Origin of the sequence: Massilia sp. CF038, from assembly GCF_900129765.1 — a bacterium.
GTDB lineage: Bacteria > Pseudomonadota > Gammaproteobacteria > Burkholderiales > Burkholderiaceae_D > Telluria_A.
In genome coordinates, this window is sequence record NZ_FQWU01000001.1 from 1,641,593 (window position 1) to 1,665,628 (window position 24,036).

Annotated in this window: 22 protein-coding genes; 14 read left to right on the forward strand and 8 right to left on the reverse strand. The window is 62.6% G+C overall.

Going from position 1 to position 24,036, the window contains the following annotated elements:
- Positions 1–158 precede the first annotated feature (158 nt).
- Complete coding sequence (locus tag BUC24_RS07545) at positions 159–2,120, forward strand: helicase-related protein (RefSeq protein WP_073213440.1); 1,962 nt, start codon at positions 159–161, stop codon at positions 2,118–2,120.
- Positions 2,121–2,189: 69 nt separating this feature from the next.
- A complete protein-coding gene (locus tag BUC24_RS07550) occupies positions 2,190–2,495 on the forward strand; it encodes a copper-binding protein (protein WP_073213441.1) in 306 nt (101 codons plus the stop codon).
- Between the two features lie 47 nt (positions 2,496–2,542).
- Here BUC24_RS07550 and BUC24_RS07555 read toward each other — a convergent pair whose 3' ends face one another.
- The gene (locus BUC24_RS07555; protein WP_143167421.1) at positions 2,543–3,580 is read right to left on the reverse strand and encodes a PEP-CTERM sorting domain-containing protein; all 1,038 of its coding nucleotides are present in this window, start codon (positions 3,578–3,580) and stop codon (positions 2,543–2,545) included.
- 276 nt (positions 3,581–3,856) lie between these two features.
- Positions 3,857–4,315 (reverse strand): hemerythrin domain-containing protein, encoded by a 459-nt coding sequence (locus BUC24_RS07560; RefSeq protein ID WP_373887970.1) that lies wholly within the window; start codon positions 4,313–4,315, stop codon positions 3,857–3,859.
- Between the two features lie 296 nt (positions 4,316–4,611).
- Here BUC24_RS07560 and BUC24_RS07565 point away from each other — a divergent pair, with 296 nt between their 5' ends.
- Together BUC24_RS07565 and BUC24_RS07570 are read left to right on the forward strand one after the other, a co-directional pair.
- Positions 4,612–7,050 (forward strand): penicillin-binding protein 1A, encoded by a 2,439-nt coding sequence (locus BUC24_RS07565; protein WP_073213444.1) that lies wholly within the window; start codon positions 4,612–4,614, stop codon positions 7,048–7,050.
- Between the two features lie 58 nt (positions 7,051–7,108).
- The gene (locus tag BUC24_RS07570) at positions 7,109–7,459 is read left to right on the forward strand and encodes a hypothetical protein (RefSeq protein ID WP_073213445.1); all 351 of its coding nucleotides are present in this window, start codon (positions 7,109–7,111) and stop codon (positions 7,457–7,459) included.
- A 6-nt stretch (positions 7,460–7,465) separates the two neighbouring features.
- Here BUC24_RS07570 and eutC read toward each other — a convergent pair whose 3' ends face one another.
- On the reverse strand, positions 7,466–8,251 hold the full coding sequence (eutC, locus tag BUC24_RS07575; RefSeq protein WP_073213446.1) for an ethanolamine ammonia-lyase subunit EutC: 786 nt from the start codon (positions 8,249–8,251) through the stop codon (positions 7,466–7,468).
- Positions 8,248–9,633, reverse strand: a complete 1,386-nt coding sequence (locus BUC24_RS07580; protein ID WP_073213447.1) for an ethanolamine ammonia-lyase subunit EutB — start codon at positions 9,631–9,633, stop codon at positions 8,248–8,250. Before BUC24_RS07580 ends, eutC begins: the two co-directional genes overlap by 4 nt.
- 188 nt (positions 9,634–9,821) lie before the next feature.
- On the opposite strand from BUC24_RS07580, the gene BUC24_RS07585 reads away from it, so the two are divergent.
- The 3 genes from BUC24_RS07585 (at position 9,822) to BUC24_RS07595 (ending at position 12,483) form a co-directional block, all read left to right on the forward strand.
- On the forward strand, positions 9,822–11,375 hold the full coding sequence (locus tag BUC24_RS07585; RefSeq protein WP_073213448.1) for a S10 family serine carboxypeptidase-like protein: 1,554 nt from the start codon (positions 9,822–9,824) through the stop codon (positions 11,373–11,375).
- Positions 11,372–11,725 carry an EF-hand domain-containing protein gene (locus BUC24_RS07590; protein WP_073213449.1) on the forward strand — a complete coding sequence of 118 codons (354 nt, stop codon included), beginning with the start codon at positions 11,372–11,374 and terminating at the stop codon, positions 11,723–11,725. The genes BUC24_RS07585 and BUC24_RS07590 overlap by 4 nt, the downstream gene beginning before the upstream one ends.
- 98 nt (positions 11,726–11,823) lie before the next feature.
- Positions 11,824–12,483 carry a dienelactone hydrolase family protein gene (locus BUC24_RS07595; protein ID WP_073213450.1) on the forward strand — a complete coding sequence of 220 codons (660 nt, stop codon included), beginning with the start codon at positions 11,824–11,826 and terminating at the stop codon, positions 12,481–12,483.
- Here the strand turns inward: BUC24_RS07595 and BUC24_RS07600 are convergent.
- Positions 12,480–12,974, reverse strand: coding sequence for a YbaK/EbsC family protein (locus BUC24_RS07600; RefSeq protein ID WP_073213451.1), 495 nt, complete (start codon positions 12,972–12,974; stop codon positions 12,480–12,482). The two genes, BUC24_RS07595 and BUC24_RS07600, sit on opposite strands and share 4 nt — an antisense overlap.
- 119 nt (positions 12,975–13,093) lie before the next feature.
- Here BUC24_RS07600 and BUC24_RS07605 point away from each other — a divergent pair, with 119 nt between their 5' ends.
- Complete coding sequence (locus tag BUC24_RS07605; protein WP_073213452.1) at positions 13,094–14,236, forward strand: GGDEF domain-containing protein; 1,143 nt, start codon at positions 13,094–13,096, stop codon at positions 14,234–14,236.
- A gap of 15 nt (positions 14,237–14,251) precedes the next feature.
- Here the strand turns inward: BUC24_RS07605 and BUC24_RS07610 are convergent, their stop codons facing one another.
- A complete protein-coding gene (locus tag BUC24_RS07610; protein ID WP_073213453.1) occupies positions 14,252–15,016 on the reverse strand; it encodes a hypothetical protein in 765 nt (254 codons plus the stop codon).
- 88 nt (positions 15,017–15,104) lie between these two features.
- Here BUC24_RS07610 and BUC24_RS07615 point away from each other — a divergent pair, with 88 nt between their 5' ends.
- The gene (locus tag BUC24_RS07615; protein ID WP_073213454.1) at positions 15,105–15,917 is read left to right on the forward strand and encodes a crotonase/enoyl-CoA hydratase family protein; all 813 of its coding nucleotides are present in this window, start codon (positions 15,105–15,107) and stop codon (positions 15,915–15,917) included.
- On the forward strand, positions 15,914–16,453 hold the full coding sequence (locus BUC24_RS07620; protein WP_073213455.1) for a GNAT family N-acetyltransferase: 540 nt from the start codon (positions 15,914–15,916) through the stop codon (positions 16,451–16,453). The genes BUC24_RS07615 and BUC24_RS07620 overlap by 4 nt, the downstream gene beginning before the upstream one ends.
- Here BUC24_RS07620 and BUC24_RS07625 read toward each other — a convergent pair.
- Positions 16,411–17,304, reverse strand: a complete 894-nt coding sequence (locus BUC24_RS07625; protein ID WP_083598761.1) for a CPBP family intramembrane glutamic endopeptidase — start codon at positions 17,302–17,304, stop codon at positions 16,411–16,413. The genes BUC24_RS07620 and BUC24_RS07625 overlap by 43 nt on opposite strands.
- Complete coding sequence (locus tag BUC24_RS07630; protein WP_073214953.1) at positions 17,301–17,801, reverse strand: SixA phosphatase family protein; 501 nt, start codon at positions 17,799–17,801, stop codon at positions 17,301–17,303. Before BUC24_RS07630 ends, BUC24_RS07625 begins: the two co-directional genes overlap by 4 nt.
- Before the next feature lie 334 nt (positions 17,802–18,135).
- Here BUC24_RS07630 and BUC24_RS07635 point away from each other — a divergent pair, with 334 nt between their 5' ends.
- From BUC24_RS07635 to BUC24_RS07650, 4 genes are all read left to right on the forward strand, one after another.
- On the forward strand, positions 18,136–20,394 hold the full coding sequence (locus BUC24_RS07635) for a putative bifunctional diguanylate cyclase/phosphodiesterase (RefSeq protein ID WP_073213456.1): 2,259 nt from the start codon (positions 18,136–18,138) through the stop codon (positions 20,392–20,394).
- A 66-nt stretch (positions 20,395–20,460) separates the two neighbouring features.
- On the forward strand, positions 20,461–21,108 hold the full coding sequence (locus BUC24_RS07640) for an ANTAR domain-containing response regulator (protein ID WP_073213457.1): 648 nt from the start codon (positions 20,461–20,463) through the stop codon (positions 21,106–21,108).
- Entirely contained in the window at positions 21,105–22,205 is a 1,101-nt protein-coding gene (locus BUC24_RS07645) for a CmpA/NrtA family ABC transporter substrate-binding protein (protein WP_073213458.1), read from the forward strand. Before BUC24_RS07640 ends, BUC24_RS07645 begins: the two co-directional genes overlap by 4 nt.
- Positions 22,206–22,724: 519 nt before the next feature.
- Positions 22,725–24,029, forward strand: coding sequence for an MFS transporter (locus tag BUC24_RS07650; protein WP_073213459.1), 1,305 nt, complete (start codon positions 22,725–22,727; stop codon positions 24,027–24,029).
- The last annotated feature ends 7 nt before the right edge of the window (positions 24,030–24,036 follow it).

A 24,036-nucleotide genomic window follows, 5' to 3' on the forward strand; every position in this document is an offset into this window, starting at 1 on the left:
TGCTTCTTTTAAATTCAACAGGCTAAATATTACCACTCAGAACGTTATCAGACAATTAATAATCATGGTTGTTGTTTCCACGTTTATGCGCATCGGTGCACGCATCGCGTGCGGCGCGTTATAGTGGCGGCCAGCCTGCGTAATCAAAGCAAAACGAGATGACAGAACCAATTTTAGATGATGGCAGCGACGACGTCCTGCTGGGCGAACTGGGGCTCGATGCCCTGGGCGCGCGCCTGGTCAAAATGGAAGGACGGGTGTTCTTCCGCTTTGCCGGGGTGGTGGAAGCGGGCGGCTTGCGCGTGCCCTACGAACTGGTGCCGCCACAAGGCGTGCTGGCCAAGCCGTCCAAGTGGCGCAAGCTCGAGCGCGACGCACGCGCTGCCTTGCTGCAGGAGCGTGTGACGGCCGACGTGGCAGACGCGCTCAATGCCAGCGTGGCCGAGTTTGTAGACGCTATTTCCGCCCAGTGCGAAGACGCGAACCTCGATCCAGTGGTGTTTCTGGCGCCGCTGGCCGAACTGAAAACGTCGGAACCGGCCAGCTTCCTGTTCGAGCGCATTGGCCAGCGGGTGGAACACGCGATCGAGCGCGAAGCCGAGGAACGGCACGCCGAACGCACCAAGCAGAGCATCAACCTGGCTGAGTATCCCGACACCTTCGAGGTGGCGCGCCGCATGCCGCGCCGCTTCATTGCCTTGCTTGGTCCCACCAATTCGGGCAAGACCCATCGCGCCATGGAAGCGCTGGCAAAAGCGTCGTCGGGTGTCTATCTTGCCCCCTTGCGTTTGCTGGCGCTGGAAAACTTCGAGCGCTTGCAGGCAGCCCGGCCGCACGGCAAGGAACTGGCCGTCAGCCTGGTCACGGGCGAAGAGCGGCGCCTGGCCGAGGGCGCGACCCATGTGGCCAGCACGGTGGAGATGCTGGATACCCGTACCCGCGTCGAAGTCGCCGTGATCGACGAGATCCAGATGCTGGCCGACCGCGACCGCGGCTCGGCCTGGACTGCTGCCGTGTGCGGCGCGCCAGCGTCGGTCGTGTACCTGGTCGGCGCCCCGGAAGCGCGCCGCGCCATCGAGGCATTGGCCGAGCGGCTGGATTGTCCGCTCGAAGTGCACGTGTTAAAACGCATGGGTCCGCTGTCGATGGAAAACACGGCGGTGCGCAAGCTGCGCAACATCCAGCGCGGCGATGCGGTAATTGCTTTTTCGCGGCGCGAAGTGCTGATGTGGCGCGACATGATTACCGAGATGGGTTTGTCGGTCGCCACTGTGTACGGCAACCTGGCGCCGGAAGTGCGGCGCGCCCAGGCTGAACGGTTCCGTGACGGCACGGCTGACGTGGTGGTGGCAACCGATGCGCTGGCCATGGGTTTGAACATGCCGATCGCCCGCATCGTCATGACCACAACGGTCAAGTTCAACGGGGTGGAGGAGGAAGAAATTTCGGCCTCGCTGGCGCGCCAGATTGCCGGCCGGGCCGGCCGCTACGGCGTGCACGAGGAAGGCCTGGTCGCCGGCTACGACGACGATACCCACGAGGTCATGCGCGCATTGCTGCGTGAGAAGCTGGCCCCCATCAGTGCCAGCGGCTTCATGGTCGCCCCCACGCTGGAGCATTTGCATCGCATTGCTTCCGTTACCGGGGAAACGTCGCTGTCCAAACTGCTCAAGCGCTTTGTGCATAATATTGACGTGCCGGATGGCTTCTTCTATCCGCGCATCACCGAGGAACAAGCCGAGCGCGCGCTCTGGCTTGACACCTTGTCGCTCTCGGTGGCGGAAAAGTTCATGCTCTCGCTGGTGCCGGTCTCGACCAAGGTGCCGTCCTTGCAGCGGGCCTGGGAACAGTGGGCGCACGCGCTGGCCAAAAAGAAGATCTGCAAACTGCAGCCCGAGCAGACCGACCTGTACGGCCGCAATTTGCAGGAGGTGGAAGACGCCTGCCGCCTGTATTCCGCCTATGCCTGGCTGGCCTACCGTTCGCCCGAGTATTTCCCTAGCGTGGAACAGGCGCAAAGCCTGGCGCGCACGGCCTCGGAACGGGTCGATTCGATCCTGCATGCGCAGAACGCTGCCAGCCGCAAAAAACACGATAAAAAATTCGGGCGGGGGCGCTGAACACGGCTTGACCTTCCCACAATGGGAACCATTAAAGTGCAGCGCATTCACCCTCATCAAGGATTCGACATGAACAAATTTCGCGTGCTCTTTCTGAGTCTGGCTGTTGCGTTGAATGCGCCAGCGCTGGCCAACCCGGCCGAGAACATGGCCGACGGAGAAATTCGCAAAGTCGACATGGACGCCGGCAAACTGACGATCCGTCACGGAGAGCTGAAAAACCTCGACATGGCGCCCATGACGATGGTATTTCGCGTCAAGGACAAGGCCATGCTCGGTCAGGTCGCTGCCGGTGACAAGGTACGCTTCAGCGCCGAAAAGATTGAAGGCGCATTGACGGTGACGGCGCTGGAGAAATCGACGCCGGCCAGGTAAAAAAATCCCACGCGCACGTGGGATCAAGGCCAACCGCGACGCGACGCCTACCGGCGGCGCCGTGCGCGCAGCACACTGATGGTACCAATCAGCATGCCCAGGGCAATCAAAGGCAAGGAGCCGGGTTCCGGCACCTGACGCTCGCGGTCGATCGTGCAATCGCTGCAGATCCACAGCTGTTCGGCGCCGCCGTTATTGCTGTAATACTTGATGTTCAGTTGCAGGAACCATTCGCCGTTTTCGACCTTGGTGGCAGCGTCGTGCAAGGCCTGGTTGAAGGCCGCGAATTCGGCCACGCCGGTGCTGGTGTTGTTGTCGACGTAGTAGCCGCCCGTGGGGTGGCCAGCGGAGACCTTGCAGTCGTTGTCATTGCCTGCACCGCCAATGTTATAGGCGACACCAGTTCCCTTATCGACGCAGAAATTGGTCGCGCCAGCAACGTATTTGGCATTGGCTGGCGTCGGGTTGGCGCCCGTGTCGGCGCAGCCCGCGTTACCGGTGCTGAGTTCCCAGCAGCCGCCCACGGTGTTGCCATTCACGTCGACAATGCGTGCCTGGCCCCACAGGAAGATGAAGGCAGCCGTGCGGCTCTGCGCCTGGTTGTTGTCGAACATGAAGACCAGGTCGTGGCCATCCAGGTAGGACTGCAGCAAACTCAGTTTGATCTCCCAGCGGTTGGCCTGGTCGCCTGTGAACAGGCCGCCGGGTTCGGGCTCAAAGCCGCCCATGGTGTAGGTGCTGCTTTGATTGCCTGTGGGCGTGAGCATGCGTTCGTCGACTTGCGAACCAGCAGGGAAAGGATCGGGGAAGTTGGTTTGGCCGTCGGCGGTTTGCAGTACCACGGCTTGGTCGGCAATTTGACCCGGGCCCGAGTGGACTGGCAATCCATTGCTGGGCAGGCAGCGCGGATCCAGGGCGGCAGCGCAACTTTTTAGCAGGTCCAGCGAATAGACAGTGAAGCTGTTGTACGTGCCCGTCGACATTTCATTTGCAGCGGGCAAATCGATTGCGTCGGCGCGCACAGCGGAAGAGGCCAACAGCGCGGCGGCGAGGGCCGCACTTCTTACTAAGGTCGACAGTTTCATGGGACACCCTTATCGGTAGAGTTATGCAGACAGATAATGCACAAAGCATGCCAATAATAAATATCCCTACTGAATCAGCAACTTATCAATAGGCTATTTTTATTGATAACATTGCATGTAAATTTATTCGACAGAAAGAAGCGTTTCCAATGTAAAAACTGGTTAAGCGCGAGGAAACAAACACATCGCCCTCGCGTAGGCGGGGGCCCATACCACGCTTCCGAATCCGGGAGCGTGGTATGGGCCCCCGCCTACGCGAGGGCGATGTGCTTCTGATTACATGGTGATCTGTGCTTTGCGCTCAGCAATTTGCTGGCCCAGCATTTCCAGATCCAGCTTGGCATCACGGGCCTTCTTGAACATTTCGTTCTCTTCTTCCTCAACGTGGTGCTCAATCAGCTCGGACAGCACTTTGACCTTGGCATCGAACAAGTCCTCAGTCGCTTCCATTTCCATGATCTGAGCGATCAAGTCTTTGGCGGAGGCATGTTCAACCACGGCCTCATCGACCATGTCTTCCTTATCCTTGCCTGCCGCACGCACGGCTGGATAGAAGATTTCTTCTTCAGCGGTCGCATGCTTGGTCAGCTCGGTGCAGATCTCGGTGGCCAGTTTCTTTTTGCTTGCATGGGCACGGTCGCCCAAACCTTCATATTTCTCGAACAGCGCTTTGACGTTTTCATGGTCTTCGGTCAGAAGGGTGATCGCGTCAATGCCTTCTTCCGACTTCGACATGTTTTTCGGCGTGTTACGGGTAGTCGTGGATGAGGTTCTCATGATTGCTCCTGTTAGTGTCATGTATCAGTCTCGCTGGAAACATCGCTGTTTCGTGGCAGAGTTTCATGTTAGGCGAACGGAAACAGAGGACGAGTAGGCGCACCCCCAGCAGCAACGTAGGACTTCACCTCAAGGCTTGCCATCCACCACATCGCCCCCGCCTGCGCAAGGGCGATGGAGATTCGCGCGGCCTCTTCCTTGCACCGTCGGATATACTTGCCCGCTGGGATTAACTACATTAGAACGGGCAACACGTGGATCAAGACCGCAAGCCATCGGACCCTGCGCGCCAGGGTGTGAAGCACTACCTTGCGACCGCTACGGCATGGGCGCGCGCGCGCACAGCGCAGGCACGCGCCTACCTGATGGCCAGACCGGCATGGAAGCGGGTGGCGCTGGTGGGATTGTGGGGCGGTGGCGGTCTGTGCGTCCTGTTACTGGCGTACGTGCTGATCCTGATCCCAATGACACCTGGCATCAAGGACCTCAAACAGGCGCGCACGGCCAAAGCGTCGGCCATTCTGTCGGCAGACGGCAACCAGCTGGCGACCTTCGAGGAGGGCTTGCACGAACGCGTCAAGCTCGATCAGATTTCGCCGTTTGTGCTGCAAGCGCTGATTGCCACGGAAGACCATCGCTTCTACGACCACAACGGCATTGATTACCGGCGCACCGTGGGATCGGTGCTGCACACCCTGGGTGGCGATCCGCAAGGTGGCTCGACCATTACCCAGCAGCTGGCCCGCAATATGTTCCCGGAAGAGATCGGGCGCTCGCGCAGTCTGAATCGCAAGCTCAAGGAAATGATTACCGCGGTCAAGATCGAGTCCACCTACAGCAAGACGGAGATTCTCGAAACGTACCTCAACACCGTGCCGTTCCTGTACAACACCTTCGGCATCGAAACGGCAGCGCGCACCTATTTCGACAAACCCGCGCTCAAGCTCGATATTCTGGAAGCGGCCACTCTGGTTGGCATGCTCAAGGGAACGAGTTACTACAATCCGGTATCGCGCCCCGAGCGGTCCGTCGAGCGGCGCAATGTGGTACTGGGGCAAATGCTCAAGCATGGCATCATCGATGAGAAGCGTTTTCAGGTGCTCAAGAAACGCCCCTTGCGCCTGCACTTCACGCGCCAGTCGGAACGCAATGCGTCCGACAGCCATTTCACCTCTTATGTGCGCAAGTGGCTGATCCAGTGGGCCGACGAGAACGATTACAACTTGCAGCTCGATGGCCTGGTGGTGCACACCACGCTGGACTACACGCTGCAAACGGCGGCCATGCGTGCTGTCGACCGCCAGGGCGCGGCGCTGCAGATGGTGGCCGACGTCGAATGGGCGCAGGCCGACAGCGGCTCGTCGTCCTCCATCGGTTCGTACGCCGGCATGCACGGCTCGGTCACGCCGTTTGAGTATTTCTGGCGTACCAAGGGCAATCTGGTCAGCAACTTCATTCGTGAAACACCCGAATTCAAGAACGCGGTGGAGGAAGGGGGCGATGGCGCCGTCGTGCTCAAGCGCCTGCGCGCCGACAAGGCGTTCATGGCCCAGCTGCGGCGCGCCAAAACACGCCTGGAAACGGGTTTTGTAGCGATGGATCCCAGCAGCGGCGAAGTACGAGCCTGGGTCGGCAGCCGCGACTTCCAGAAAGACCAGTTTGACCACGTGGCGCAAGCGTCGCGTCAGCCGGGCTCGACTTTCAAGCCCTTCGTGTACGGTGCCGCACTGGAAAAGGGCATCTCGCCCGAACGGACCTACACCGATGAAGTGATGGCCATTAAGGCGGGCGACGGCACCGTCTGGCGCCCGACCGACATGAGTGGCGCCAGCGGCAACCAGATGACGCTGCGCGAAGGTTTGATCATGTCGAAAAACACGATTACGGCCCAGGTGATGCAGGACGTGGGCTTGCCCAGCATCGTCAAACTGGCCCGCGACCTGGGCATTCGTGACAGCAAGCTCGACCCCGTGCCCTCGCTGGCGCTGGGCACCAGTCCGGTCACGCTGCTGGAAATGGTGTCGGCCTACAGCACCATTGCGGCCCAGGGTGAATACCACAAGCCAGTGTTCGTCAAGCGCATTACCGATCGCGCAGGCAACATCGTTGCCGAATTCGGCAAGGAGGTGCCGCAGCGCGCCATGACCAGCGAAGGCGCGGTCCAGCTGATTGACATGATGCGTGGCGTGATCAATCGCGGCACCGGCACAGCCATCCGCTACCGCTTTGGCATCACGGGCGACGTGGCCGGCAAGACGGGTACCACCCAGAACAACACCGACGGCTGGTTCATCATGATGCATCCAAACCTGGTGGCCGGTGCGTGGGTCGGGTTCAACGATAATCGCGTGACCATGCGCAGCAGTTACTGGGGCCAGGGCGGCCACAACGCGATTCTGGTGGTTGGCGACTTCTTCAAGGCGGCACTGGACAGCGGCAAGGTGCCCACCGGCGCCGCCTTCCCCGGCGCGCCACGCCAAGCGCCGGCGCCGGTCGAGGAAGAGGCGCCCGATGTGATCGAAGAAGGTGGTGTCATGCAACAGGATGGTGTCGCACCCGAACCTGAACCCGCGCCCGAGGAAATGCTCGAAGACGATGGCAGCGGCGAACCGCCGCCGCCGGAACTGGAGCAGCAAGCCGCGCCGGCAGCACCGCTGGAGCGCGGCGACCGGGTCGAGCCAGTGCAAAATTGATAAGTTCTAGTAAGGAATAGTTGTAAAATGACTATTCCCTTCACTTTGAAAGCGCTGCATGAACACCCACCACCGGATTGCTGGCATCCTGCACATCGTTCTTGGCGCTCTCGCCACGGGCGGGATCCTGCTCTTCATGATTTTCATGAATGCCATGTTTGGCGCAGTCCAGGAAGCGCCGATGTGGGCAATGCGGCTGGCCAATGTGCTGGCCGTGCCTTTCCTGCTGCTGGCCGCAGGCCAGGTGGTTGCCGGCATTTGTTTCCTGAACGGTAAGCCGCTGGCGCGCGTGTTCCTGCTGATTTACGCCTGCTTGAGCTTGCTCAATTTCCCGTTCGGCACCCTCGTTGGTGCCTACACCATCTGGGCTTTGGCCATCCGCGACCAGAGCACCCCCAGCGTCGCCTGAGCGAGGTCAGCGCAGCAGAAAATTGCGGCCCGGGTTGGCGAGCGTGCTCGCCTCGGCCGGTGTCTCGTCCTTGAGTGCCACGCCGGACAATTGCCGCTCGCGCGCCTGTGACAACAGCCAGCGCAGCTTGTGCGCCGCGCTGTCGTACGACAGGCCTGCCGGCCTGACATTCGAGATGCAATTGCGCTGCGCGTCGCTGCAACCGCGCTGCGGCGCCCAGGTCAGGTACAAGCCCATGCTGTCGGGCGAACTGAGCCCCGGACGTTCGCCAATCATGACCACCACTGCTTTCACGCCCAGGGCAGCGCCGATATCGTCGCCGATCGCCACCCGCGCCTGGGTCGCCACCACCAGGGGCGCGCAGGTCCAGCCATCGACAGCCAGATCGTCGTACAGCCGGCGCAGGAAGGGCAGTGCATTCTGCTCGATGGCCAGCGCCGACAAGCCATCGGCCACCACCAGCGCCAGATCCCAGGGGCTAGACTGCAGGCTGGCGCGATCCTGCTCCGCCAGCTGCCTTCCCAGATCGGGACGCTGCAAATAAGTGGCACGGTCCGGGCAGGCGCTGCGCACGCACACTACCGGCATGCCAACCTGCGCCAAACTGGCCGCCAGCGCGGGCGCGTCGAGCGCCTGGTGCACGGCGTCGCGCGCACGTGCATGGGCCAGTTGAAATTCGAGCTGGCGCGCGCTGGGCACGCTCACCCCGGCGCGGCCGAGCGCGATGCGGGCGTCGGTCAGCGCACGCAGCGCATGCCAGGCATTGGGAATGACGTGGCGCGGCGCGCTCATAGCCGCGCCAGCGCCTGCTGAAAGCGGCCCGGCAGCGCGGTTTCCAGCTTGCCGTCGCCAAAAATGCCCACGCTGTGCAGCCATTGTTCGAACTCGGGCGCAGGTCGCAGCCCCAGCACCTGGCGCACATACAGCGCATCATGAAACGAGGTACTTTGGTAATTGAGCATGATGTCGTCCGAGCCGGGCACGCCCATGATGAAATTGCAGCCGGCCGCGCCCAGCATGGTCAGCAGCACATCCATGTCGTCCTGATCGGCTTCGGCATGGTTGGTGTAGCACACGTCGCAGCCCATCGGCAGTCCCAGCAGCTTGGCGCAGAAGTGGTCTTCCAGACCGGCGCGCAGAATCTGCTTGCCGTCATATAAATACTCGGGCCCGATGAAGCCCACCACCGAATTGACTAGCAGCGGATCAAAGGCGCGCGCCACCGCGTAGGCGCGCGCTTCGCAGGTTTGCTGATCGACGCCGTGATGGGCATTGGCCGACAGCGCGCTACCCTGGCCGGTTTCGAAATACATGACGTTGCTGCCGACCGTGCCGCGGCCCAGGGCCAGCGCAGCAGCCTGCGCCTCGGCCAGCAGCGACAGCGAAATGCCGAAGCCGGCATTGGCAGCCTCGGTGCCCGCAATCGACTGGAACACCAGATCAACCGGCGCGCCCTGTTCAATGGCGGCCATGGTATTGGTCACATGGGTCAGCACGCAAGACTGGGTGGGAATGCCGTACTCGCTGATGATGGCGTCGAGCATGTGCAGCAGCGCCACCACCTGCGGCACATTGTCGGTGGCCGGGTTGATGCCGATGACGGCGTCGCCGCTGCCGTACAGCAGACCGTCCAGGATGCTGGCGGCAATGCCGGTGGCGTCGTCGGTGGGATGGTTCGGCTGCAGGCGCGTGGCGATGCGCTGCTCCAGGCCCAGGGTATTGCGAAAGGCGGTGGTGACGCGGCATTTGCGCGCCACCAGCACCAGGTCCTGCACGCGCATGATCTTCGATACGGCCGCCGCCATTTCCGGGGTGATGCCGGGCGCCAGGCGGGCCAGGGTAGCGCTGTCGGCGCTATCGCCCAGCAGCCAGTTGCGCAAGTCGCCGACCGTCAGGTCCCCAATGATGGCCAGGGCGCGCGCGTCGTGGCTGTCGATGATCAGGCGCGTGACTTCGTCGTCTTCGTAGGGAATCAGGGCATGCTGCAGAAAGGTCGACAGGGGCAGGGCAGCGAGCGTCATTTGCGCGGCCACCCGTTCTTCGGCGCTGTGGGCCGCCAGGCCGGCCAGATGGTCGCCCGAGCGTGCCGGCGACGCCTTGGACATCAGGGCGCGCAGGTCGGCAAACGCATATGTGCGCGCGCCGACGATATGGGAATAGGCAGGTCCGGTCACGTGGCATCCAGGTGGCAAGGAAATGCCAGCATAGCATGCAGGCACATATATGCATGTTGCGCGCCGTCTTCATCGTTCTGCAACAAATTTTGGCGGGATTGCGCAGTTTTTTGCTCAGCAGGTGCATAATCGGCGGACACCGTGCGATGTTAAAAATTCGGAGACCAGGCGTGCAAATAGAAAATAAAATGAAGCGGTTCCAGTATGCAGCCGGCGCGCTGTGCGCAGCCTTGCTGCTGGCCTCATGTGGTGGCGGCGGGGGTGGCAATCCACCGCCGGCCGTACCAGTCACGCCAGGCTTGCCGGGTTCGTATGCCGATCCCATCACCTATTCCAGTGCCGCCAATGGCAGCCTGAGCGCGCCCGCCGAAGGCGCTGCCGTGGTGCCGATGCGCATCACGCTGGCCGGTAAAACGCTGGACTACACCGCCACCACCGGCCACCTGACGGCCACCGATCCAGTCTCGGGCCAGCCCGTGGTGTCCTTCTTTTACGTGGCTTACACGGCAGGCACGCTCGATCCGTCCAAACGCCCGGTCACCTTCTTTTATAACGGCGGCCCCGGTTCATCGAGCCTGTGGCTGCACCTGGGTTCCTTTGGACCGAAGCGCATCGTGACGGCCATTCCATCAAGCGTGATGCCGTCGCCGGTGCAGCTGGTCGAGAACCAGGAAACGCTGCTGGCCAATTCCGACCTGGTGTTCGTGGACGCGATTGGCACCGGTTTCAGTCAGGCCGTGGCGCCGCGCACCAATCTGCAATTCTGGGGCGTGGACAGCGATGCGGGCGCCTTCCGCGACTTTGTGCGCCGTTACGTGACCGTTAATAACCGCCAGACTTCGCCCAAATATCTGTTCGGCGAGTCGTATGGCGCGCCGCGCACGGGCGTGCTGGCCAATCTGCTGGAAGTGGCCGGGGTTAAACTGAGCGGGATCGTGCTGCAATCTGCCATCATGAACTACAGCTCGAACTGCGGCGTGCTCACGCCCGGTACCACCAGTTGCGAGGGTTACATTCCCAGCTACGCCGCCGTCAGCGCGTACTACAAGCTGACCACGCCGCCGGGTGACTTCAATACCTACCTGAAGGATGTGCGCGACTTCAGCGCGGCCAGTTACCGCCCGGCCGTGGCGACCTGGCTGCAGACGCATGCCACGCCACCGGTAAATGTGGTGTCGCAGCTGATTAGCTACAGCGGTCTGGACAGTACCTTATGGAACCAGAATTTCGCCCTGGGGCCGGATTTGTACCGCACCCGCGTGGCGTCGAACACCATGATCGGGCGCTACGACGCACGCGTCAGTGCCGTGAACGGCAGCGCGCTGACAGTGGACAACGACCCCTCGCTGACGGTGGTCAACGCCGCGTTCAACAACACCATCCAGGCTTACATTCTGAATGACTTGCGCTATTCAGCGCGTTCATCGTACGTGCCATTCAATGACATCATTGGCCGCTGGAATTTCAGCCACGATGGCAAGACACTGCCCGATACCATTCCCGATGTGGCCGCCGCCATGACTTTGAATCCGGCGCTGAAAGTGGTGGCCATGAGCGGCTACTACGATCTGGCCACCCCGTTCTACCAGACCGAGCTGGATCTGGCACGCCTGGGCAACAATCCCAACATCCAAATCAAGAACTACGCCAGTGGCCACATGTCCTACCTGGACGACGCCACGCGGCGCGCCCAGCGCGACGACATGCTCACTCTCTACAACAGCGAATCGGTGGCAAAATGACGATCACACCCCGTACCTTTTTCAGCGCTGTGGCATGCGCTCTGCTGTCGTTGAATGCCTGCGCGCAGACACCCGCCAATCACCAGGGGCCCTATCTGCCGCCCGAATTGCGCACGCCCGCGCCCAGCAAGCCCGCCTCGGGCCAGGCCTTGCATAACGAAGCGATGGCCAAACTCAAGCAGCGCTTCGACCAGGCAGATCTCGACGCCGACCGCAGCATCACGCGCGAGGAGGCGAAACGCGCCGGGCTGGGTTTTATCGATGCCAATTTCGACGACATCGACGTGAGCGGGCGCGGCAAGGTCAGCTTCGACGACGTCCGCAAATTCCTGGCCCAACGCGGCAAGTGAGTCCCGGCATGGCTTGAGGGGCCTCAAACGCGCTCGCGCGTGCGGGCCTATCCTGAGTGCTTGCGCCGCCTCCGAGCGGCTTACCGGCAGGGGACAGCATGACTAGCGGCCATCGGCAACTGCTCACTTTATCGGTCGATTCGGTGGTGCTCGAAGGCGTGCTGGCCTTGCCACCTGCGCCGCGCGGCATGGTGCTGTTTGCCCATGGCAGCGGCAGCAGCCGGCTCAGTCCGCGCAACAACGCCGTGGCCGCACACTTGCGCGAGGCCGGCATGGGCACCTTGCTGATGGACCTGCTGGGCGAGCACGAACAGCCCGACACCGCGGCCCGTTTCAATATCGCTTTGCTGGCGCGCCGCCTCGGCGTGGCCGCCGACTGGCTGGCCGACCACAGCGCCACCCACCATCTGCCATTGGGCTTGTTCGGTGCCAGCACCGGTGCCGCCGCCGCGCTGTCGCTGGCGGCCGAGCGCGCCGCATTGGTCAGGGCCGTGGTGTCGCGCGGCGGGCGCCCTGAACTGGCCGATGGCGCGGTGCTGCCTGCCGTGCGCGCACCCACCTTGCTCATCGTCGGTGCGCTCGATGCCGAAGTCGCTGCACTGAACCGGCGCGCCCTGGCGCTGCTGCAATGCGAAAAGCGGCTCGACATCGTGCCTGCCGCCACCCATTTGTTCGAAGAAGCAGGCGCCTTGCAAACGGTGGCGCAGCTTGCTGCTGGCTGGTTCAGTCAGCACCTGGCCGGTGACGTGCCTGCTTAGGCGGGGTTCTGGCGTACGTCGACCGTGGGCGCGCCGGTCATGGCTTGCAGCTGCGCCGGTGTCAGGTTGAATACCGCATGCGGATGGCCTGCCGCGGCCCAAACGCTGGCGTAGCGCAATAACTGGCCGTCAATCAGCACCACGCTTTCTTGCAGGTGCCCGATCGGGCACACCCCGCCAATGGCATAGCCGATTTTATCTTTCACAAAGCGGGCGTCTGCCTTGCCCACGGCACCCACCAGCGCCGCTACCTTGGCTTCATCGATGCGGTCGGCGCCGCTGGCGATCACCATCACCGCGGCGTCGTCCTGCAGGCGCCGAAATACGATGGACTTGGCAATCTCGGCCACATCGCATCCCAGCTCGGCGGCCGCTTCGGCCGAGCTTTTGCCGGTGGAAGGCAACATCACCACCGGCTTGTCGTGACCGAGTTCGCGCAGCAAACGGGCGACCCGGGCTGCGCTTTCCGGCATTGCACTTGTGCTATCCATGCGATTCCTGTTGTTCATTTTGATTTGGATATTATGCATTGAACATGCAGCCGTGTGGCATTTGCCCTTGTACCCTTGTTCGCGGTAAGCTTGTTTCATCGCGACACGAGAGGATGCCGATGACTGCCGACGTCAGCAGGAACGAAATTGCAAAGCAACAAGCACTGCGCATGCGGCGCGTGCTGCTCGCCTCGATCTCGTATTTATTTACCTTGACGCTGGTCGCCATTTTTTGCTGGCTCGGGTATTTCGGCGTGCCGGTTCTGATCAACTATTTCCTTGCCGTCCTCGCACTCAACCTTGTTTTCTGCCTGGCCATCCGCACCAATCTGAATTTGCGCTTTGCCGACCCCAGCATGACGCTGGTGCAGATTTGCGCATCCATCCTGCCGGGTTTGTACGTGATGTATCACGCCCAGCAGCCGCGCACCGTGTTTTTGCTGTTGTGCATTTCGGCTGCCATGTATGGACTGTTCCAGTTCCGCCCGCGCGACTTTGTCATCATGACGCTGGCCATCGTGGGCGGCTACGCCAGTCTGATTGCGCTGGTGTACCTGAACCGGCCAGGCGAAATCACGCTCCAGGTGGAAATCCTGCAACTGTTTGCCGTGTTCGCGACCTTTATCCAGTTTAGCGGGCTGGGTATCTATATTGCGGGCCTGCGCACCAAGGTCAAGGACAAGCACAAGGAGCTGGCCGCCCGCAACGGCGAACTGGAAACGGCCCTGGCCAGGATTGAGGAACTGGCCATGCGCGACGAGCTGACCGGTGTCTTCAACCGGCGCTACCTGATGGAGTCGATCAGGAATGAAAAACTGCGCTGCGAGCGCAGCGGCGGCGTGTTTTCAATCTGCATTCTTGACGTCGACTGGTTCAAGCAAGTCAATGACACCCACGGCCACCTGGCGGGCGACCAGATCCTGCAGGCGATTGCCCGCTGCGGCCAAGGCGCGCTGCGCCAGAGCGATCTGTTTGGCCGCTACGGCGGCGAAGAATTCGTCATGGTACTGACCAGCACCATGGTCGAAGGCGCGATGATTACTGCCGAACGGCTGCGCGCGCGCATCGAGGCGCTGACGTTTCCTGCCATCGATCCGCAGCTGCGCGTAACGGTCTCGATCGGGATCGCGGAGTCGCGCGCCTTTGAAGACACTGCATTGACCTTCAAGCGCGCCGATGAAGCGCTGTACCGCGCCAAGCAGGCCGGCCGCAACCGCAGCGTGATTGCCGCTCCGGCGCAGCCATCGGAAGCGCTGGCCTGATGCCGGCCGCTGCGGCTATTTGCAGGCGTAAAGCTGGTCGTTGCGGCCCTTGCCCTCGAGTCCTGCAAGCTGGCCGCGTTCATCGATATTCATTTTGATCAGGCGGCCGTCGGCCAGCGTGGCCGAATAGAACAGCTTGCTCAAGCCGTCGGTGAACAGGGCGCTCTGGCGCCGGCTGGTACCAATGTCGAACTGCTCGGCGTCGAGCGAGAGGACGCCGTTTTCGAGTGCAAACATGACTTCCGCGCTCTTCAGGGCGCCAGTGGGGATGCAGCTGAGCGGGCGCCGGGGCGTATCGATTACGCGGGCAATCAGCGCGTACACGTTCAAGCCGTGCAGGGCGGCTGGTGCGGTGGCTTGTTCGCAGGCCACGGCCTGGTCGCCATTGGCCACCATGGCCGTCAGCCCGCGCTGGGCCCCTTTGTCGGCCAACATCAAGGTGAATTCGCCCACGCCCGCATTGATGGCGGCTGTCGGCACCTCGTTGTCCATTGCGCTGGACAGCGAGATGTCGGCGCTGCGCAAATCGCCGCTCAATTTGCCGGCACTGACCTTGCCGCCCGCTGCAATCACGATTGGGCCGGGGAAGGGTGCCGGATCGGGTGGGCGCAGGCACTGGCCGCCATAGCTGCCCGCCACCAGTGGCGCAATCAGAGTCCAGTAGTTGACGCTCGGTGTGGCTGGCACGGAAGCTGCGGCAGGTGCATCGCTGCTCTTGCCCTGGCATGCGCTGAGCATGACCGCGGTCAGAAAAATAAACCGCGCAGGGCTGCTTGGCATGCTGATGCTCCTCGAGTAAATTGAAACCTTAGCATGGAATTATTCGCCAGTGCTAGAATTCAAGCACTTCGTCAGACTTGGACATGCCATGCAATTTGACACCCTGTCGGTCACGCTTGACCAGCACATTGCCACCATCACGCTGAATCGGCCGGACAAGGCCAATGCCATGAACCTGGCGATGTGGCACGACATTCGCAGCGCGTTTCGCTGGGTCGACGCCACCCCCGAGGCGCGGGTCGCCATCCTGCAGGGAGAAGGCAGCAACTTCACCGCCGGGATCGACCTGCAGATGATGATGGGACTGGGCGCGCAGATCCAGAACGATTGCGAAGGGCGCATGCGCGAATCGCTGCGCGCCGTCATTCTCGACCTGCAGGATACCCTGAGCAGTCTGGAACGCTGCCGCAAGCCGGTGCTGGCCGCCATTCACGGCGCCTGCATTGGCGGCGGCATCGATCTGATTGCCTGCGCCGACATGCGCTACTGCGCGGCTGACGCGACCTTTTCAATCAAGGAAATCGATATCGGCATGGTGGCAGACGTCGGTACCCTGCAGCGCTTGCCGCGCCTGATTGGCGAAGGCATGCTGCGCGAGCTGGCCTACACCGGGCGCCGCATCGATGCCGCCGAAGCGCGCGCCATTGGCCTGGTCAACCGCGTGTTCGATACCCGTGCGGCCCTGCAGGAAGGCGTGCGCGCGATTGCCGCGACCATCGCCGCCAAGTCGCCATTGTCGATCCGCGGCTCGAAAGAAATGATCAATTACGCGCGCGACCATACAGTAGCCGATGGCTTGAACTATGTCGCGACCTGGAACGCTGCCATGCTGATGTCCGATGATTTGCAAAAGGCGTTGATGGCGGGGATGAGCAAGCAGCCACCGGAGTTTACAAATTGACGACGATTCGGATCCGAACCCTGACGCGCGACGATGCGCCAGCGCTGTACACCTTCGAGATGGCCAACCGCAAATGGTTCGAGCAGCACATCGACGCGCGCGGCGATGCGTTCTACACCCAGGACGCGGTGCGCCGCCATGTGGGTGAGCTGGTCGATGCGCACACGCGCGGCCAGTGGCATGCCTGCGTGCTGGCAGACGAAAACGGTACCATTGTCGGCCGTGCCAACCTGAAGGAAATCGACATCGTCGCCGGAAGGGCCGAAGTGGGCTACCGCATTGCCGGCACCCATATCGGGCGCGGCCTGGCCACCATGGCGCTGCGCCATCTGATCGACCTGGCGCGCGACCAGTGGAAGCTGCACACCTTGACAGGGGTGGCCACGGAACAGAATGCCGCCTCGTTCAAAGTACTGGAAAAATGCGGCTTTCGGCTGCTGGTGCCGTTGCCCGGCGTGGCCGTGGTTCTGGGCACGCCGGTCAACGGCCGGGTCTACGAGCTGGCAATTGCCGGGTACGTGAAACCGACAAAGTGAATCGCGTTGAACGCGAAGTGGGTCAGGATGGCCGCTTCAGTGCGGCCGGTGGCCGCGAAGGCCGCGCCGTAACCGACACCGCACAGCGTTGCCAGCATGGCGTAAGCCGCGCCGCCGCCCAGATGGGCCACACCGAACAAGACGGCTGACAATAGCAGCGCCGCTACCTGCCAGCTGCGGCTGTCGGGCTTGCGCTGCGCCAGAAGGTGCTGCAGAAAGCCGCGAAAGAACGCCTCTTCTGCCACGCAGGTCAACAGCAGATTGGTCACCAAAAACACCAGGGTGTAGTCGGGCCACTTCAACGCAGGGCGCACGACCTGCGTCAGTATCGCCACCAGCATGACGCTGCTGACCGTTACTGCCGCGATGGGCCAGCTGCGGCGCAGCAGGGTGCGCCATTCGGCACCGCTGGCCGCTCGCGGGCACACGAATGCCAGCAAGAGCAGACCGACGGCGCCCTTGTCGAAATTGGCGTACTGCGTGAAGGGCAGCGCGTCTGGCGTGAAGCGCACTCCCGCGATCAGCTGTGGATTAGCAAAGCCGGGTACCTTGTGCACGGCCAGCGCCAGACCAAGCAGCGCCGTGCCGATGCCGGCCACAATCCGCAGCGCAGGCGTCCATTGCGCAGACCCGGTTGCCTGCGCCAGGGCGCCAAATACGGCCAGCGCGGCCAGGCCGGTCAGCGTCAGCACGCCACTGAAGAGGGCCCACACCACGGCGGCGCCAAACAAGGCAATCCAGGGTGGGACCGCAACCGTGGCAGACAGGCGCACAGGTGGCAGCCACAGGGCCAGGATCGCCAGGCCGAGCAAGCCGAACGTGAAAAGCTGCAGTGCCGGTAGCGGCGTCACTGGGCGGCGATCGAGGTCAGAAGCACCGTGCTGACGGTACCGTCGGCGCCGATCGTCACCTGATACAGGCGGTCGAATTCATCGTCGCCGATCGGCGTGCCGGGCGCGCCGCCAAGCAGCTTGACCAGCTCAGGTACGGTGTTTGAATGGCCGACCAGCAGGGTCGGGCCAGGCGTGGCCTTGATTTTGGCGATTACCGCTTCCGGTTTGGCCGGGTCGTAGGTCTGGACCGCGACACCGGCCTTGCTGGCCAGCGGGCCGGCAGTTTGCTGGGTGCGCAGCGTGGCGGTGCTGTACACCTGGCGAATGCCCACTTTGCCCAGCAGGGTTGCCAGCATCGCCGCGCGGGCCTGGCCTTGCGTGGTCAGCTCGGGATCCTTGCCCGCACCTTTTTCGCCGTGGCGGGTCACATAGACCGTGGTCGGTTCGGCCAGAGCCAGTGCCGGTGCCAATAAGGCGCCTGCCATCAGGATTGCGGCAATCAATCGTCTACGCATGGGAGAAATGCTTTCGTTATAAAAAGGCGGAAACGTCATCGTCCTCGCGAAGGCGCAGTCGCATGCGACTGCCCCATGCCACATTTGCTCCATCGCTGAACATGCGTGGCATAGGTCCCCGCCTCCGCGAGGACGATGTGGGTTTAGGTAATGTCGTCTAAAAAAAGACTGACATATATACCATGCCTGCCCAATGGGGAGCAGGGCTGTCGACCCCTCCGGCCCCTGCGATACGCGCAATTTTGGCGAAAATACAACGACTACCGTTCCCTCCGTGGTCTGAATGTTATTTTATATGCTGATAGAATTGCACTTCTGCTAAAAGGTTCTATCAATGGTTTTCCGTATTGGCCCCAATTCAGCCCCCCGGCCGCGCACCTCCGACCTCGCCCTGCGCGCGAAGGTGCCGGATGCAGCCGCGCGCGCGGCCGGTTTTGGGCGCTGGTGGTATGAGGCGGATTGCCAGGCAATGGTGTTCTCGCTGGAGGCGGCGCAGCTGATCGGCGAACCGCCCGGTGTCCACGTCAGTCTGGCCGATTGCTTCACCAGCGTGGTGCCGGAAGATCTGGTGCAGCTCACTGCCAGCCTGGGTACGGGCGCCGAGTGCGAGTTTCGCATCGTAACTGGCAGCGACGGGCTGCGCTTTCTGCGTCTGGTGGTGCTGTCGCCCGCCGGCGCAAGCCAGGACGAAGCCGTCGAGGGCATCCTGATCGATATCACCGCCGTCAAGTACGCGGCCATGCGCGAGCAATTCAGTTTTGAGTCGACCCAGCTGATGATCGGCGCCACCACGCTCGATGATGCAGTCAGCAAGATGATCGCGCTGGTGTGCACCAATCTGGGCTGGGATTGCGGCATGTACTGGTCGATCGCGCAGTCAGGCTCCGAAGCAGGGCGCCTGGTCCTTAGCCATTACTGGAGCGGCGAGGCGCGCGCGCCGGCCGAGGTGTTCGAGAAAACGGGTGGCCACCGCCTTAGCATCGCCCCGCGCGAAGGCGTCGTTGGCGCGGTCTGGAGTACTGGTAAAGCGCGCTGGATCGAGGATATCGCTACCGATCCCCAGTTCCTGTATCCGGCCTATGCCCAGCAGTCGGGCATCCATTCCGGCTATGCCTTCCCGGTCGCGTACGACAGTGATGACGGCCGGCGCCACCGGCCCGGCGTGCTGATTTTCTTCAGCTGTCTGGCGCGCCAGCGCACGGCGCAGCTGCCGCGCCTGTCCGAAGCCATTGGCGGCTTGATTGCGCAAACCGCGCAGCGCCTGTCGCAACAGGAAAATATCCGCGAACTGGCCCAGGTCGACGCCTTGTCCGGCCTGGCCAACCGGCGCCACTTCCATGATCTGCTGGACCTGGCCTGCCAGCGCGCCAGCGCACGCGAAGTACCGCTCGGGGTGCTGTTCATTGACCTGGACCGCTTTAAACCAATCAACGATGGCCTCGGTCACGCGGTGGGCGACGCTGTCTTGAGCATGTTTGCCCAGCGCCTGTCGGACCTGACCCCGCGCGCGGCCCACGCAGGCCGGGTCGGCGGCGATGAATTTGCCCTGTTCCTGTACCCTGGCGATTCGCTCACGCGCATGCGGGAAATGGCCGAGAAGGTGCTGGCGGCAGCGCGCACGCCGTTCATGGTGGACGGGCGCGAACTGGTGATCTCGGCCAGCGTCGGTGTGAGCATGTACCCGGCCGACGGCGCCACCTCCGCCGAACTGCTGCGCAATGCCGATACCGCCATGTACCGCGTCAAGCGCGGCGGGCGCAATGGGATTGGCTACTTTACCGACGACGGTTCGCACGGCGACGCCGGCTCGCAAGACGCGCTGCTGCTGCAGTTGACGGTGGAGGTCGAGCTGATTCACGCGCTGGCGGGCCAGCGCCTGTTCCTTGAATACCAGCCGGTGATCGATGCCGATACGGGCCGGGTGCGCGCGGTCGAGGCGCTGGTGCGCTGGCGCCGCCATGACGGCAGCGTGGTCGCGCCTGACGTATTTATTCCGATCGCCGAAAAGAGCCATTTGATTGTTGACGTGGGCCGCTGGGTGATTCGGCAGGCCTGTCGCGACCTGCCGCGCATGCACGGCGCTGGCTTGCATGGCCTGCAGCTCAACGTCAACATGGCGGCGCGCGAATTCATGAACGAAGCGCTGCCCGCGGAAATGGAAGAGATCACGCTGGAAGCAGGCGTCGAGCCGCGCTTCGTGTGCCTGGAGCTGACCGAAGGGATGATGATGAATCACCCCGAGCAGGTCATTCCGGTGATGCAGGCGCTGCGCGGGCACGGCTTCAAGATCAGCGTAGATGATTTCGGCATGGGCTACTCCTCGCTCTCGCGCCTGAAGGACTTGCCAATTTCTTCGCTCAAGATCGACCGTTCCTTCGTCAGCGGCCTGCCGGCGGACCACCAGGACCGCGCCATGGTGCAAACCATTGTCGACATCGGCCGCAACATGCATCTCGATGTGATTGCCGAAGGCGTGGAGAACGACGATCAGCTGCAATTGCTGCGCAAGCTGGGCTGCAACTTGATTCAAGGCTATTACACGGGCCGTCCGATGTCGTTGGAACAATTAATTCAGGAGCACGGAAGCGCTTAGCGCTGGCCTGCATCTTGCTTGGGTAGTGGGTCATGTGCAGTCATGCTTAACCCTTAATCGCCCACAATGTCTAAAACCGCCTCAGCGCCGCCACGCCAATTGCGCATCGTGGTGGTCAATCCCGTTCTCGCCGACGGCGATGAACACGATGCCGCACTCGCGGCCCAGGTCCGGCGCGGCAGTGCGCTGCGTATCGGCCTGCTCGAATCGGGCTACGATATCGTCGCCTCGCTCCCCGCCGACGTCTATCTGCCCGAGCGCGTCGCTCAGCTCCAGCCCGACATGATCATCATTGATGCCGAATCGGACGCGCGCGATGTGCTCGAGCATATCGTTATCGTCAGCCGCGACGCGCGCCGTCCCATCGTGCTGTTTACCGAAGACGAAGACACTGGCAGCATGGACGCGGCCATGGCCGCCGGGGTGTCGGCCTATATCGTTGCCGGCCTGCAGGCTGAACGCATCAAGCCGGTGCTGAACGTGGCGCTGGCGCGCTTCCGCCAGGAGCAGAAGCTGCTGGCCGAATTGTCCGAGACGCGCCACAAACTGGCTGAACGCAAGGTGATTGACCGCGCCAAGGGCATCTTGATGAGCAACCAGCGTCTGACGGAAGACCAGGCTTACCAGAAGCTGCGCAGTATGGCCATGAACAAGAACCTCAAGCTGGCGGAAATCGCCCAACGCATCATTGACGTGGAAGACCTGTTGGGATGAACAGCACTGCCAGACCCCTGCGTATCGGCTACATGCCGCTGACCGATGCTGCCGCCCTGGTGATGGCGGTGGAGCGCGGCTTCGACCGCCGTCACGGCATCGCCATCGAATTGTCCCGCGAAAGCTCGTGGGCCAGTGTGCGCGACAAGCTGCGCAGCGGCGCCCTCGATGCCGCCCACGCCCTGTACGGCATGGTCTGCGGCGTCGAACTGGGCATAGGCGCGCCGCCCCAGGCCATGGCCGTGCTGATGAACCTGAGCCAGAATGGGCAGGCCATCACCTTGTCGAAGGTACTGGCCGAGCGTGGCCAGGTCAGTGGCGCCCAGGGCTACAGCTTTGCCCACACCTTCCCGACCGGGAACCATGCGATGCTGCTGTATTACTGGCTGGCGGCGCTGGGCGTCGATCCGCTGCGCGACGTGCGCACGCTGACGGTGCCGCCGCCGCAGATGGTGGCTAACCTGCGTGCTGGCACCATCGACGGCTTCTGCGTCGGCGAACCCTGGGGCGAGCGCGCCGTGCAGGACGGCATTGGCGTGACTGCCGTGACAAGCCAGCAAATCTGGCCTGACCATCCGGGCAAGGTGCTGGGGGCCACGGCAGCCTGGGTCGACGCCAATCGTGATAGTGCACGGGCGCTGGTGGCCGCGCTGCTGGACGCATCGCGCTGGATTGACGCATCCGAGGCCAACAAGCGCGCCACCGCCGAGGCGATGGCACAGGCGGGCGTGCTGGCCACGCCGTATGCCAGCATCGCGCCGCGGCTGCTGGGCCACTATGAAGACGGTCTTGGCAAGCGCTGGGACGACCCGAATGCGCTGGCCTTTTTCCGCGCCGGCAGCGTCAACTTTCCGTATCTGTCCGACGCCATGTGGTTCATGACCCAGCACCGGCGCTGGGGATTGCTGAGCCAGGACCCGGACTACCGGGCCGTGGCCGAGCGCCTGTGCCGCATCGACGTGTACCAGGAGGCGGCACGCCTGGTCGGGGTAGAACTGCCCGCCACGGCACTGCGCAGCAGTACCTTGTGCGACGGCGTACTCTGGGACGGCAGCGACCCGGCAGGCTACGCCGCCAGCTTCCCCATCCGCAGCTGACCCATCGCGAAGGCGGGGCGGGCTACACCGCCAGCTTCCTCATCCGCAGCTGACACATCGCGAAGGCGGGGTGGGCTACACCGCCAGCTTCCTCATCCGCAGCTGACGCATCGCGAAGGCGGGGCGGGCTACACCGCCAGCTTCCTCATCCGCAGCTAACACATCGCCCTCGCGGAGGCGGGCCTATGCCACTTGACCGAATTCAGTATCGTGCTATGGGCCCCCGCCTTCGCGAGGGCGATGTGGTGGATTTTTATCCTATGTAGGTTTGCACGCCTCCACGCATCATTTTCGGGCGCTTGTGCACCGCAATGTAGCGCGTAAGGCCTCGAACCCCTCCGCACACCCCTTAATCCACATGGCACGCCAATTGCTAACCATGTCATTACAGGATCAATGGCGATCCCCTGAACACAAACGCTGACCCAACGACGGATCGGCAGGACAACGGCGTCCGTCCAACCAGCTTTTTGCAAGCTGGGTTGGTCGGACGCTTTTTTGTTTTTAACGGGATAAAACATGGCCACCAAGTCAAACAGCATCGAGCTCTTTACCTTCAACACGCCGCACATGCGTGCCTTCCATCTGACCTGGATGGCATTTTTCATCTGCTTCTTCGCCTGGTTCGCCTGCGCGCCGCTGATGCCCATCATCAAAGGCGAATTTGGCCTGACCCTGGCCCAGGTGGCCAACATCAACATCGCTGCCGTCGCCATCACGATTCTGGTGCGCCTGATTGTGGGCCCGATGTGCGACCGTTTTGGTCCGCGTAAAACCTACACCGGCTTGCTGCTTGCAGGTGCCATTCCGGTGCTGGGCGTGGCGGCGGCGCAGAGCTACGAAAGCTTCCTGTTCTTCCGCCTCGGAATCGGCGCCGTGGGCGCGTCCTTCGTCATCACCCAGTACCATACCTCGGTCATGTTCGGCTCCAAAGTAGTGGGCACCGCCAACGCGGCAGCCGCCGGCTGGGGCAATGCGGGCGGCGGCGCAGCACAGGCCTTGATGCCCCTGCTGGTGGCCGCAGTGCTGATGCTGGGGGTGAGCGAGACGGCCGGCTGGCGCGTGGCGCTCCTGGTGCCAGGTGTGCTGATGGTGGTGATGGCCTTCGTCTACTGGAAGTTCACCCAGGATTGCCCGCAAGGGAACTACGATGCGCTGCGCCGCGCCGGGATTGCCATTGAAGGTGGCAAGGCCGGGGGCTGGGCCAGCTTCAAGGCGGCCAGTGCCAACCACCGTGTGTGGCTGCTGTTTGTCACCTACGGCGCCTGCTTCGGCATTGAGATCTTCATCCACAATATCGCCGCTGTCTATTATGTGGACCATTTCAGCCTTTCGCTCAAGCAGGCTGGCCTGGCGGCAGGCAGCTTCGGTTTGCTGGCACTGTTTGCCCGTGCCCTGGGCGGCTGGCTGTCGGACAAAATGGCGTTGCGCGGTACCCTTAACAGCCGCGTCACGGTTCTGTTCCTGATGATGATCGGCGAAGGCCTTGGCCTGCTCTGGTTCGCCAAAGCCGACAGTGTGACCTTCGCCGTGATTGCGATGCTGGTATTCGGTCTGTTCACCCACATGGCGTGTGGCGCAACGTATGCACTGGTGCCGTTCATCGATAACAAGGCGCTGGGCGGGGTCGCAGGCATCATCGGCGCGGGCGGCAACGTGGGCGCCGTGGCGGCAGGCTTTCTCATGAAAGGTACCGGCAACATCCAGCAGACGCTGTCGATCCTGGCCGCACTGGTGCTGGTGTCGGCCGGCTGTGCCATCGCAGTGCGGCTGAGCGGCAGCGCCGACGCTGCCCCCGCCGCTGCCAGCAGCGCCATCGCTTAAGGAGACC